Below are 12,366 nucleotides of genomic sequence, written 5' to 3' on the forward strand. Positions count from 1 at the left end.
CCCGACGGTCCGCGCGCTCACGGCGGGCCGGGGTCGCGCAGCACCCCGGGCAGGGCCTCCACGTCCCCGGTGAGCTCGGCCTGCAGCCCGGTGGCGCGCTCGAGCGCCACGAGCGCCCAGCACCGCGTGCCGGCGTCCCCCCGGGCGAGCACGTGCGCGGCGGCCTCCTGCACGTCCCGGACCGCGGTCTCCGCGACGCGGCCGGGGTGCGCCCGCAGGTCGCCGGGGAGCACGTAGGCGCCCGCGGGCAGCCCCGGGTCGGCCGCGAGCACCTGCCGGGCGGCGGGGAGCTCGAGCAGGTCCTCGACGTCCTCCCGGCCCCGGGCCGGGAGCCCGTCGGGGACGGAGCCGCCGGCGGAGGCGCCGGTGCGGGCGGCCAGCGCCTCGAAGGCGTAGCCGGCCCGGTCCAGCGCCGACCACAGGACGGCGCCCGGTGCGCTCGGGGCGCCGGGCGCGGGTGCCGCGGCCGCGTCGCACAGCGCGCCGCCGTCCGGGGCCGGGGGCCCGGGGCCGTCCAGCTGCCGGGCCGCCGTGGCGCGCGAGACCGCCGCGGCGCCGAGCACCCGCGCCAGGGCGGGGTCCTCGGCCGTCAGGGCGTCCCGGGCCAGGGCCGTCGCCGTCGTGCGCAGCGCGGTGGACGCCGTGCCGTCCGCGGCCACGACGTCCGCGGGGGACGGGCGCCGCGCCCGGGCGGCGGCGCCCGTGCGGTCGTCGGGCGCGGGGCCGAGGGCCTCGAGCTGCCGGGCCAGGTCCGCGCGCACGCCCTCCCGCCGGCCGGCGGGCACCGGCCCGGGGGAGGGGACCGCGAGCACGGCCCGGGTGCGCAGCCACGCGTCGGCGCGCGCGACCTCGTCCGGGGGCACCGGGCGGGCGGACTCCAGCCACCACGCCCCGGCGCCGCCGGTCACGAGCAGGACGCCCAGCAGCAGCGGGAGCACCCGGGAAGCGGTCGTGCGCGGATCGGTCACCGGACGGCTCCTGGGGGACGGGCACGGGAGAGGGGGCGGGTTCATCATAGGATCTCCAGGACCGACCCCGCCGTCCCGACAGCACGAGGAGACCCCGTGAGCGAGCACAGCACCCCCGGACCCGACGACGACCGGCGGCTGGCCGAGCTGATCGGCCCCGCCGTGGAGGAGTCGGGGCTGGTCCTGGAGGGCGTCGCGCTGAAGCCGACCGGCACCGGCCTCGTGCTGCAGGTGCTCGTGGACCTCCCGGAGGACAGCACGGCCAGCGTGGACATCGACCGGATCGCCACGGTCTCCCGCGCCGTGTCCGAGCTCCTCGACCGCACGGACCCCGTGCCGGGCTCCGCCTACGAGCTGGAGGTCTCCTCCCCGGGGGCCACCCGGGAGCTCACGGCGCCGCGGCACTGGCGGCGCTCGATCGGCCGGCTGGTGCGCGTCATCCCGGTGGAGGGCGAGAAGTTCACGGCCCGTCTGCTCGAGGTGGAGCCGGACGGCGTGGTCCTGCAGCGCAGCCACCAGGTGAAGAAGGGCATGCCGCCCCGGCTGCTGGACCCGGAGCGCTGGGCCTTCGACGCCGTGCGCCGCGCCAAGGTGGAGGTCGAGTTCACGGACTGACGGCCCGCCCGGACCCGGCACGAGTGTAAGATGTGCCGTTGACGCCGCGGCGCCCACCGGCGCCGCGGTCCGCAGTGCGACGACCACCGGGTGCGACGACGATCGTGCGAGCACGACCCGTGACGGCGCCCCGTCATCCCCGACGGCGTGCCGCTCCGCCCCCGGGGTCGAGAGGTGAGGAAGGCCGGACATGGACATCGATATGAGCACCCTCCGACTGCTGGAGCGTGAGCGCGACATCCCCGTGGACCTGCTCATCCCCACCATCGAGCAGGCCCTCCTGCTGGCGTACCACAAGACCGCCGGCGCGCTCCCGGGCGCGCGCGCGGAGATCGAGCGCAGGACCGGCCACGTGACCATCTGGGCCCCCGAGCTGGACGAGGACGGCGAGGCGGTCGGGGAGTTCGACGACACCCCGGCCGGCTTCGGGCGGATCGCCGCCTCCACGGCGCGCCAGGTCATCCTCCAGCGGCTGCGCGACGTCGAGGACGACGCCGTGCTGGGCCACTTCAAGGGCCGCGAGGGCGAGATCGTCTCCGGGCAGATCCAGCAGGGGCACAACCCGCACATGGTCCAGGTGGACCTGGGCACCGTGGAGGGCGTGCTGCCCCCGCACGAGCAGGCCCCCGGCGAGAAGTACCCCCACGGCGCCCGCATCCGCGCGTTCGTCGTCGAAGTCAAGCGCGGCATGAAGGGCCCCTCGATCACGCTGTCCCGCTCCCACCCGGACCTGGTGCGCCGCCTGTTCGAGATGGAGGTGCCGGAGATCGCCGACGGCACCGTGGAGATCATGGCCGTGGCCCGCGAGGCCGGGCACCGCACGAAGATCGCCGTGCGCGCCACCCAGGCCGGGATCAACGCCAAGGGCGCCTGCATCGGGGAGATGGGCTCCCGCGTGCGCGCCGTGATGAACGAGCTGCACGACGAGAAGATCGACATCGTCGACTGGTCGGACGACCCCGCCCGGTGCATCGCCAACGCGCTGTCCCCGGCCAAGGTGTCCCGGGTGAGCGTGCTCGACGAGCGGGCCCGCTCGTCCCGCGCCGTCGTCCCCGACACCCAGCTGTCCCTGGCCATCGGCAAGGAGGGGCAGAACGCCCGCCTGGCCGCGAAGCTCACCGGCTGGAAGATCGACATCGTCCCCGAGTCGAAGGCCGCCGAGCGCGGCTGAGACCGGCCCCGGCGCGGGCCCGGCGCGGGCCCCGGCGCCCCGCACCGGGGCCCGTCCCGGGATCCCGCGCGCGCCCGGTTTCGGCCCAGGGCGGTCCCCGGGATAGACTGGACAGCGGTCAGACCGTTGGTGGTCCCTGTCCGGCGCCGGCTCCCGGCCCGCACGGGACGTCCCCGACGTCCCGGCGCGAGACGAGGAGTGCGGAGCGAGTGAGTGCAGACTCCCGTCGCACGTGCATCGGATGCCGGACCACCGAACACCCTGACCAGCTCGTACGTGTGGTGACCGAACCGACCGACGGCGGCCTCCGGGCCGTGGTCGACCGGACGGGGCGCCTCGGCGGTCGCGGAGCCTGGCTCCACCCCTCCCACGAGTGCCTGGACACGGCCCTGCGCCGGCGCGCCTTCCGGCGCGCGTTCCGGGCGGTCGTGGACACGGAGGCGGTCGCCCCCGGACTGGACGCCCTGCTGTCCACGAGGGCAGCCCCGTGACCGGGCGCACGAGTGCCGACCACAGCCGTCCCCGGACGGCAGCCCGCGCGGTCCGACCGGACCGGTGACCACGTCCGCACGCGGGTGCAGAACTGGAAAGCGAGTCAGAGAACCGATGGAAAACCGATGAGTGCCCAGCGATGAGTGCTTCGTTGTGCTCTGCCAACGGCCTCCCGCGACCCCGCGCCGTCCTCGACGGCCGACGCTCCGGGAGCCTCAACGGAAAATAAGTGGTTCGTGCCTGTTTCGGTGCGGACCGAGACAGGAGAGAAGTGGCCAAGCCCCGCGTTCACGAGCTCGCGAAAGAGCTCGGAATAACGTCCAAGGAAGCGATTTCCACGCTTCAGACCCTGGGTGAGTTCGTCCGAGGCGCGTCCTCGACCGTCGAGCCGCCCGTCGCCAAGAAGCTGCGCTCGGCCCTCGCCGGCAGGGCGGAGAAGTCCGCCACGGCCGCCGCTGCGCCGGCCGGCAGGCCCGCGCCGAAGCCCAGCACGTCGTCCAAGCCCGGCAGCGCCGCGCCCGCCCCGGGCCCGGCTGCCGCCAAGCCCGCCGGGAAGCCGGCGGAGAAGGCGCCCGAGAAGGCCGCCGAGCAGAAGCCCGCCGAGCAGAAGCCGGCCGAGCAGGCGCCCGAGCAGAAGCCTGCGGAGCAGGCCCCGCAGCGCCCGGCGTCCCCGGGCGCCAAGGCACCCGCCCCGGGCCCGCGCCCGGGCAACAACCCGTTCGCCAGCCAGCAGGGCATGGGCCGCAGCGGGGCGCCCCGTCCGGGCTCCGCCGCGCCGCGCCCCGGCGGCACCGCGCCCCGTCCGGGCTCGGCCGCGCCGCGCCCCGGCGCACCCCGCCCGGCGGGCCCCCGCCCGGGCAACAACCCGTTCGCCGCCCAGCAGGGCATGCGCTCGGGCCGTCCCGAGCGCCAGGGCGGTCCCCGTCCCCAGGGCCAGGGCGGACCTCGTCCGCAGGGCCAGGGTCAGGGCGGTCCCCGTCCGCAGGGCCAGGGCGGACCCCGTCCCCAGGGCGGTCCCCGTCCCGGTGGGGCGCGCCCCAGCCCGAACATGATGCCCGGCCACACCACCGGCGTGGCCCCGATCGGCTCGCGGCCGGCCGGCGGCGGCGCCGGTCCGCGCCGCGGCGGTCCCGGCGGCGGGGGCGGGTTCTCCCGTCCCGGCGGCGGCCCCGGCCGCGGCGGCCGCGGCGGCACCCAGGGCGCCTTCGGGCGCGGCGGCGCCCGCGGCAAGCAGCGCAAGTCGAAGCGGGCGAAGCGCCAGGAGCTCGAGCAGATGAAGGCCCCGTCCGTCGGCGGCGTCTCCGTGCCCCACGGCGACGGCACCACGGTCGTGCGGCTGCGCCGCGGCGCGTCCCTGACGGACTTCGCCGAGAAGATCAACGCGAACCCGGCCTCCCTCGTCACGGTGCTCATCCACCTCGGCGAGATGGCCACGCAGACGCAGTCCCTCGACGAGGAGACCTTCCAGCTGCTGGGTGCCGAGCTCGGGTACAGGATCCAGGTGGTCTCGCCGGAGGACGAGGAGCGGGAGCTCTTCGAGTCCTTCGACATCGACCTGGAGGCCGAGGCCGCGGCCGAGGGCGACGACGTCCTGGAGGCGCGCCCGCCGGTCGTCACCGTCATGGGCCACGTCGACCACGGCAAGACCCGCCTGCTCGACGCCATCCGGAACACGAAGGTGACCGAGGGCGAGGCCGGCGGCATCACCCAGCACATCGGCGCCTACCAGATCAGCACCGAGCTGGACGGCCAGGAGCGGCAGATCACGTTCATCGACACCCCGGGCCACGAGGCGTTCACCGCCATGCGTGCCCGTGGTGCGCAGGTGACGGACATCGCCGTGCTCGTGGTCGCCGCGGACGACGGCGTCATGCCGCAGACGGTCGAGGCGCTCAACCACGCCCAGGCCGCCGGTGTGCCGATCGTGGTGGCGGTCAACAAGATCGACAAGCCCGAGGCGAACCCGGACAAGATCCGCGGCCAGCTCACCGAGTACGGCCTGGTCCCCGAGGAGTACGGCGGCGACACCATGTTCGTCGACGTCTCCGCGCGCCAGGACCTCAACATCGACGAGCTGCTGGACGCGATCGTGCTGACCGCGGACGGCGCCCTCGAGCTGCAGGCGAACCCGAACAAGGATGCCCGCGGCGTGGCCATCGAGGCGAACCTGGACAAGGGCCGCGGTGCGGTCTCGACCGTGCTCGTGCAGTCCGGCACGCTGCGCGTCGGCGACGCGATCGTCGCCGGCGCCGCGTACGGCCGCGTGCGCGCCATGTTCGACGAGAACGGCCAGGCCGTCGACGAGGCCGGTCCCTCGCGCCCCGTGCAGGTGCTGGGCCTGGACTCCGTGCCCCGGGCCGGCGACACGTTCCTCTCCACCCCGGAGGAGCGCACCGCGCGCCAGATCGCCGAGAAGCGCCAGGCGGCGGACCGCAACGCCCTGCTCGCCAAGCGCCGCAAGCGGATCACGCTCGAGTCCTTCGACGAGGCCGTGGCCGCCGGCAAGATCGACACGCTCAACCTCATCATCAAGGGCGACGTGTCCGGTGCCGTGGAGGCGCTCGAGGACTCGCTGCTCAAGATCGACGTGGGCGAGGAGGTCCAGCTGCGCGTCATCCACCGCGGTGTCGGCGCGATCACGCAGAACGACGTCAACCTGGCGACCGTGGACAACGCGATCATCATCGGCTTCAACGTCCGTCCCGCCGAGCGCGTGACGGAGCTGGCCGACCGCGAGGGCGTCGAGATGAAGTTCTACTCGGTGATCTACAACGCCATCGACGACGTCGAGAGCGCGCTCAAGGGCATGCTCAAGCCGGAGTACGAGGAGGTGGAGCTCGGCACCGCCGAGATCCGCGAGGTCTACCGGTCCTCCAAGTGGGGCAACATCGCCGGTGCCTACATCACCAAGGGCACCATCCGGCGCAACGCCAAGGCCCGGCTCGTCCGGGACGGCAGCGTCGTGGCGGACAACCTCACGATCGACTCGCTGCGCCGGTTCAAGGACGACGCGACCGAGGTCCGCGAGGGCTACGAGTGCGGTATCGGGCTCGGCTCCTTCAACGACATCCACGAGGGCGACCTCATCGAGACGTGGGAGATGCGCGAGAAGCCGCGCGCCTGACCCGTCCCGCGTCCCGCGCCCCGCGCGCGGGACGCCCGCGGCGGCACGGGCGGGCCCAGCGCCCGCCCGTGCCGCCGCGACCCTTCCAGCACCGCTTCGTGCACCGTCCCGACCCGAGGAGCATCCACCATGGCTGACGCAGCACGCGCCGCCCGACTCGCCGACCGGATCAAGGTCGTCGTGGCCCAGGCGCTCGAGCGCCGGGTCAAGGACCCCCGGCTGGGCTTCGTGACCATCACGGACGCCCGCGTCACCAACGACCTCCAGCACGCCACCCTGTACTACACGGTGTTCGGCACCGCGGAGGAGCAGGAGAGCACCCGCGCCGCCCTGGAGTCCGCCAAGGGCGTCCTGCGCAGCGAGGTCGGCCGCAACATCACGGCCCGCCTGACGCCCACGCTGACCTTCGTCCCCGACGAGATCCCGGTCAACGCCTCGCACCTCGAGGAGGTGCTGCGCGCGGCCAAGGAGAAGGACGCCCAGGTCGCGGCCCAGGCGGCCGGCGCCAGCTGGGCCGCGGGGGAGGACCCCTACCGGAAGCCGGCCGAGGAGGACGACGAGTCCTCCCGGGACCGCTGAGCGGGCGGAGGCACCGGGGAAGTGACCCGCACGAAGCCTGACGTCCCGAGCCCGGACCCGTCCCTGCCGACGCCGTCCGGGCTCGTGGTCGTGGACAAGCCCGCCGGCTGGACCAGCCACGACGTCGTCGCCCGCGCCCGGCGCCTCGCGGGCACCCGCAAGGTCGGCCACGCCGGGACCCTGGACCCCATGGCCACCGGCGTCCTGGTCCTCGGCGTGGACCGTGCCACCCGCCTCCTGACCTGGGTCGTCGGGCGGGACAAGACGTACGCCGCGACGATCCGGCTCGGCCTGACCACCGTCACCGACGACGCCGAGGGCGAGGTCCTCGACGTCGCCGGCCCCGGAGCCGTCGCCGCCGTGGACGAGGACGCGGTGGCCGCCGGCGTCGCCCGGCTCACCGGTGACCTCCAGCAGGTCCCCGCGAAGGTCAGCGCCATCAAGGTCGAGGGCCGGCGCGCCTACGCGCAGGTCCGGGCCGGGCAGGACGTCGAGCTCGCCGCCCGCCCCGTCACCGTGTCCGAGTTCGCCGTGCACCGGCTGGTGCGGACCCGCGACGACGCCGGGCGCGACGTCCTCGACGTCGACGTCACCGTGACCTGCAGCTCCGGCACCTACGTCCGGGCCCTGGCCCGGGACCTCGGCGCCGACCTCGGGGTCGGCGGCCACCTGACCGCCCTGCGCCGGACCCGGGTGGGCGCGTGGGGCCTCGAGGACGCCTCGACCCTCGAGGAGCTCGCCGCGGAGGTGGCCGCCGGCCGCCGGCTGCCCGTGACGAGCCTCGAGGACGCCGCGGCGGGACTGTTCCCCGTCCGCCGGCTGACGGCGGCCGAGGCCGAGGACGTCGCCCACGGCCGCCGGATCGGCGCCAGCACTGCGGACCCCGGTGCGGGTCCGCTCGACAACGAGGCCGTCACGGGCGGCTTCGCCCCTGACGGGCGGCTCGTGGCCCTGCTCTCGGACCGCGGCCACCGCGGGGAGCGCACCGCCAAGCCCGTGCTCGTCTTCCTGCCCGGGGAGCGGTTTCCCGGGCCGCCGGGGACCCCGCCGGGGGAGCGCTGATGCTGTGGGGCTACGACGGCTGGTTCTGGGCCGCGGTGCTGCTGGGCGGCCTCTCCTTCCTGGTGTGCGCCGTGCAGGCCGTGCGCGGACGGCGGCCCGACGACTGGACCCAGGGCTCCGTGCTGCTGCTCGAGGCGTTCCTGCTCGTCCACGCGGTGGGCACGGTGGTCATGCACGTGCTGGGTCCGGGGCCCACCGGTTCGGCCCTCGAGCACTGGGGCTACCTCCTGACCGCGCTGCTCGTCCCGGCGGGCACCTTCGTGTGGTCGCTCGTGGAGCGCTCGAGCTGGTCCAACTGGGTGCTCGCGGCCGCGGGCCCCGTGGTGGCGATCATGGTCTACCGCATGAACTTCATCTGGTACTACCAGTGAGCCCGCGCACCGCCCCGACCCCGCAGGAGGCACCCCGATGACGCACGACGCCCCGGAGAGCGGGCCCACCCGGCTGCAGCAGCGCTTCGGGCCGCGCGCCGGCACGGCGCGCGGCGACCGCAAGTCCTCGGGCTTCGGGCGCCTGGTGGTCGTGGTCTACGCGGTCTTCTCCCTCTCGGCCGGTGTCCGCTCGCTGTACCAGATCCTGACCGGCTTCGGGACCGCGCCGCTGCCGTACCTGCTCTCCGCGTTCGCCGCGGCCGTCTACGTGGTGGCCACCGTGGCCCTCGCCCGGCCCGGCCCCCGGTGGCACCGACTGGCCACGGCGGCCGTGGGCGTGGAGCTGCTCGGGGTGCTCGGCGTGGGGCTGCTCTCCGTGCTCGCCCCGGCCCTGTTCCCCGAGGCCAGCGTGTGGTCCCGCTTCGGGCAGGACTACGGCTACGTGCCGCTGGTGCTGCCGGTGGTCGGCCTCGCCTGGCTCCGCCGGTCCCGGCCCCGCGGCGGGGGCGCCCCGGCCTGACCGCCCGCCCCGCCCTGACCGCACGCCGGTCCTGCCCGGCGCGGCGCCCCGGCACGCACCGGGTAGGCTCGGTCGCGGGCCGCAGCGCCCCGCGCCGCACGCCGTTCGAAAGGATTCCCGCCGATGCCCGTACGCCCCGACGGCGCCGAGGACTACGACGTCCCCGTCCTCACCGACGGCACCGTGGTGCTGCGCCGGCTCGAGGAGCGCGACGTCCCGCAGCTGGCCCGCAACTGCGCGGACCCCGCGGCGGCGGAGTTCACCACCGTGCCGCTCGGCTACACGGAGGCGGACGCCCGCTGGTACGTCGAGGAGTTCGTCCCCGCGGCCTGGCGCGCCGGCCGCGAGTACAACTGGGCCGTGGCGGACGCCCGGACCGACCGCCTGCACGGGACGGTGGGGCTCAACGCCCTGCGCGGGACCACGGCCGACATCGGGCTCAACTTCGGCCCGCACGCCCGCGGCTCCGGCGCGGCGGAGGCCGCCTGCCGGCTGCTGCTCGAGCACGCGTTCGGGTCCCTGGGCCTCACCTATGCTTACTGGATGGCCAAGGTCCCCAACTGGGCCAGCCGCAAGCTCGCGTGGAGGCTCGGCTTCCGCTCCCCGGTGCGGATCGACGGGTTCATGGAGCAGCGCGGCGCCTCGGTGGACGCCTGGATCCTGACCCTCGGCGCGGAGGACCCCCGCACCCCGCAGACCCAGTGGGACGGCCCGCCGTCCCCGTCCGCGGCGCCGGCGGAGGAGCCCGGCGGCCCGCACCGACCCGGCCCGCGCTGACGAGCCCCACCCGTACCTGCCTGTTGTCGTTCCTGCGAGGAGAACCGTGTTCCGCTGGCGAGATCTCTCTGACGTCCCCCCGGGCTTCGGCCCGTCGGTGGTCACCATCGGCAATTTCGACGGCGTCCACCGGGGTCACCAGCGGGTGCTGTCCGAGCTCGTCGACGCGGCCCGCGAGCGGGGCTGGGCCTCGGTGGTCGTGACGTTCGACCCGCACCCCGCACAGGTGCACCGTCCCGGCAGCCACCCGGGACTGATCATGGGCACCGAGGACAAGCTGGACGCCCTCGAGCGGACCGGCGCGGACGCCGCCCTCGTGCTGGAGTACACCCTGCAGTTCGCGGACCAGTCCACGGAGCAGTTCGTGCTGAGCACCCTGGTGGGGCCGCTCGGCGCCCGCTGCCTCGTGGTGGGGGAGGACACGCGCCTGGGCAAGGACAACACGGGCAACATCGACACGCTCCGGGAGCTGGGGGAGCGCCACGGCTTCGAGGTCCGGGTGGTCGACGACCTGCTCGACGCGCTGCACGAGGAGCACCCGGAGCACGCCCCGGCCGTGACGACCGCGGGGGAGCGGCGCTGCTCCTCCACGTGGATCCGGGCCTGCCTGCAGGCGGGGGACGTGCGCGCGGCCGCCCGGCTGCTCGGGCGCCACCACCGGATGCGCGGGGAGGTGGTGCACGGGGCCGCCCGCGGGCGGGAGCTGGGCTATCCCACGGCCAACCTCTCCCCGGAGGCGGCCGGCTTCGTGCCCGCCGACGGGGTGTACGCCGGGTGGCTGGTCGACGCCTCCGGCACCCGCTGGCCCACCGCGATCTCCGTGGGGTCCAACCCGACCTTCGAGAACGTGCCCCGGCAGGTCGAGGCGCACGTCATCGACCGCCCCGAGGAGCGGGTCGAGGACTTCGACCTCTACGGCCAGGAGGTGGTCGTGGAGTTCGTCGCCCGGCTGCGCGGGATGGTCGCCTACGAGGGCGTGGACAAGCTCGTGGCGCAGATGGACGACGACGTCGAGCGCACCCGGGGCATCCTGGCCGCCGAGGCCTGAGCCCCGGCGGCCCGCGCCGCCGCCCCGCACCGCCCGGCGGCGCCCCCCTCGGCCGTGCCCGCGCCGGCTACATCTCCTCGTGCGTGTTCGGGTCGAAGCCGGAGCCGCTGATGCCGGTGTGCAGCATCCGCATCCGGCGCATCTGGTCCTCGTCCAGCTCCCAGTCGAGGACGTCGAGGTTCTCGGCCATGCGCCGGGGGTCGGAGCTCTTGGGGATCGGGACGGTGTGCGACTGCAGGTGCCAGCGCAGGACGACCTGGGCCGGGGTCCGCCCGGTCTGCCGGGCGATCCGGGCGATCCACTCGTGCTGGAGCAGGTCGGTCTTGCGGCCCAGCGGGGACCAGGCCTGGGTGACGATGCGGTGCTCCTCGTGGAACTCCCGCAGCCGCTCCTGCTGGTACTGCGGGTGCAGCTCCACCTGGTTGACCGCCGGCGTCTCGCCGGTCTCCTCGATCAGGCGCCGGATGTGGGCGGGCGTGAAGTTGGACACTCCCACCGAGCGGACCAGGCCCTCCTGGCGCAGCTCCAGCATCGTCCGCCACGTCTCCACGTACCGGCCGACCGAGGGGTTCGGCCAGTGGATGAGGTAGAGGTCCACGTGGTCGGTGCCCAGCCGCCGCAGGGAGCCCTCGAGCGAGCGCCGCACCAAGTCCGTGCCGTGGTCCCGGCCGGGCAGCTTGGTGGTGAGGAACAGCTCGCCGCGCGGCACGCCGGCGGCCGCGACCGCGCGGCCCACGCCCGTCTCGTTGCCGTAGTTCACCGCGGTGTCCACCATCCGGTACCCCCGCATCAGGGCCTCGGCGACGTCGGCCTCGGCCGCGGCGTCGTCCATCGGATAGGTGCCCAGACCGATCGCGGGGATCCGCCGGCCGTCCCGCATCGTGTGCGTGCGGTCGGCGACCGCCGTCCCCCGCCCGTCCTTCTCGTCCTTGCTCACGCGCTGCTCCTGCTCGTCTCGTGCTGCTCGTCCCGGCGCCCGTGCGCCGGGACCCCGCCGTCGTGTCCCTCCCATCTTGGCCCACCGGGCGGGGCGCGCCCAGCCCAGCGCGCCGCGCGGGGCGAGGGTGGGGCGGCGCGCCCGCGTCCGCTAGACTGGACGGCGGTCCGACTGCAGTCCGTGGTTGTCGGACCCCCGGGGAGCCCCGGGACCCGGCGACGAGCCCGTCGTCCGGGCCGCACGGTACTGACTCGAACGGAGTTACACGTGGCACTCGACGCCGCCATCAAGCAGGAGATCATCAAGGACTTCGCGACCCACGAGGGCGACACCGGTTCGCCCGAGGTGCAGATCGCGGTCCTGACCCGCCGGATCGCCGATCTGACGGAGCACCTGAAGCAGCACAAGCACGACCACCACACCCGCCGCGGCCTGATGGCCCTGGTCGGTCGCCGCCGCCGCATGCTGACCTACCTGCGCGACACCGACATCACGCGCTACCGCACGCTCATCGAGCGGCTCGGCCTGCGCCGCTAGTCGGCACCCGGCGGCGTCCGCCCGGCAACGGGAGGACGCCGCCGGAGCACCGGGCCCGCCCGGCACGGCAGCCGGACGGGCGTGGTGCACCACCACAGACAGCACCATCGAACACCAGACGGGGCCACCGCGCCGATCATTCGCGGTCCTCGGTAGTGATCTCCG

At 75.0% G+C, this 12,366-nt stretch carries 13 protein-coding genes; 11 read left to right on the forward strand and 2 right to left on the reverse strand.

Annotated features, from left to right (window positions below; all coding sequences use genetic code 11):
• Positions 1 to 17 precede the first annotated feature (17 nt).
• Positions 18 to 968 carry a hypothetical protein gene (locus tag AVL61_RS06240; RefSeq protein ID WP_058873491.1) on the reverse strand — a complete coding sequence of 317 codons (951 nt, stop codon included), beginning with the start codon at positions 966 to 968 and terminating at the stop codon, positions 18 to 20.
• A 96-nt stretch (positions 969 to 1,064) separates the two neighbouring features.
• On the opposite strand from AVL61_RS06240, the gene AVL61_RS06245 reads away from it, so the two are divergent.
• From AVL61_RS06245 to AVL61_RS06290, 10 genes are all read left to right on the forward strand, one after another.
• A complete protein-coding gene (locus AVL61_RS06245) occupies positions 1,065 to 1,583 on the forward strand; it encodes a ribosome maturation factor RimP (protein WP_058873492.1) in 519 nt (172 codons plus the stop codon).
• 190 nt (positions 1,584 to 1,773) lie between these two features.
• Positions 1,774 to 2,754: a transcription termination factor NusA gene (gene nusA, locus AVL61_RS06250; protein WP_058873493.1), complete on the forward strand. Its 981-nt coding sequence runs from the start codon at positions 1,774 to 1,776 to the stop codon at positions 2,752 to 2,754.
• A 209-nt stretch (positions 2,755 to 2,963) separates the two neighbouring features.
• The gene (locus tag AVL61_RS06255) at positions 2,964 to 3,245 is read left to right on the forward strand and encodes a YlxR family protein (RefSeq protein WP_058873494.1); all 282 of its coding nucleotides are present in this window, start codon (positions 2,964 to 2,966) and stop codon (positions 3,243 to 3,245) included.
• Positions 3,246 to 3,517: 272 nt separating this feature from the next.
• Positions 3,518 to 6,370 (forward strand): translation initiation factor IF-2, encoded by a 2,853-nt coding sequence (infB, locus tag AVL61_RS06260; RefSeq protein ID WP_058873495.1) that lies wholly within the window; start codon positions 3,518 to 3,520, stop codon positions 6,368 to 6,370.
• 129 nt (positions 6,371 to 6,499) lie between these two features.
• Positions 6,500 to 6,949, forward strand: a complete 450-nt coding sequence (gene rbfA, locus AVL61_RS06265; RefSeq protein WP_058873496.1) for a 30S ribosome-binding factor RbfA — start codon at positions 6,500 to 6,502, stop codon at positions 6,947 to 6,949.
• Between the two features lie 21 nt (positions 6,950 to 6,970).
• Positions 6,971 to 8,011, forward strand: a complete 1,041-nt coding sequence (gene truB, locus AVL61_RS06270; RefSeq protein ID WP_058873497.1) for a tRNA pseudouridine(55) synthase TruB — start codon at positions 6,971 to 6,973, stop codon at positions 8,009 to 8,011.
• Positions 8,011 to 8,382, forward strand: a complete 372-nt coding sequence (locus AVL61_RS06275; protein ID WP_058873498.1) for a hypothetical protein — start codon at positions 8,011 to 8,013, stop codon at positions 8,380 to 8,382. Before truB ends, AVL61_RS06275 begins: the two co-directional genes overlap by 1 nt.
• Positions 8,383 to 8,419: 37 nt before the next feature.
• Positions 8,420 to 8,902 (forward strand): hypothetical protein, encoded by a 483-nt coding sequence (locus AVL61_RS06280; protein WP_197412651.1) that lies wholly within the window; start codon positions 8,420 to 8,422, stop codon positions 8,900 to 8,902.
• Between the two features lie 123 nt (positions 8,903 to 9,025).
• A complete protein-coding gene (locus AVL61_RS06285; RefSeq protein ID WP_058873499.1) occupies positions 9,026 to 9,679 on the forward strand; it encodes a GNAT family N-acetyltransferase in 654 nt (217 codons plus the stop codon).
• 46 nt (positions 9,680 to 9,725) lie between these two features.
• Positions 9,726 to 10,727, forward strand: a complete 1,002-nt coding sequence (locus AVL61_RS06290; RefSeq protein ID WP_058873500.1) for a bifunctional riboflavin kinase/FAD synthetase — start codon at positions 9,726 to 9,728, stop codon at positions 10,725 to 10,727.
• Between the two features lie 67 nt (positions 10,728 to 10,794).
• Here the strand turns inward: AVL61_RS06290 and AVL61_RS06295 are convergent, their stop codons facing one another.
• A complete protein-coding gene (locus tag AVL61_RS06295; RefSeq protein WP_231738300.1) occupies positions 10,795 to 11,664 on the reverse strand; it encodes an aldo/keto reductase in 870 nt (289 codons plus the stop codon).
• A gap of 267 nt (positions 11,665 to 11,931) precedes the next feature.
• Between AVL61_RS06295 and rpsO the strand changes: the two genes are divergently transcribed.
• The gene (gene rpsO, locus AVL61_RS06300; protein WP_017832923.1) at positions 11,932 to 12,201 is read left to right on the forward strand and encodes a 30S ribosomal protein S15; all 270 of its coding nucleotides are present in this window, start codon (positions 11,932 to 11,934) and stop codon (positions 12,199 to 12,201) included.
• The last annotated feature ends 165 nt before the right edge of the window (positions 12,202 to 12,366 follow it).

It is taken from the genome of Kocuria rosea subsp. polaris, from assembly GCF_001483755.1.
Classification (GTDB): Bacteria; Actinomycetota; Actinomycetes; order Actinomycetales; family Micrococcaceae; genus Kocuria; species Kocuria cellulosilytica.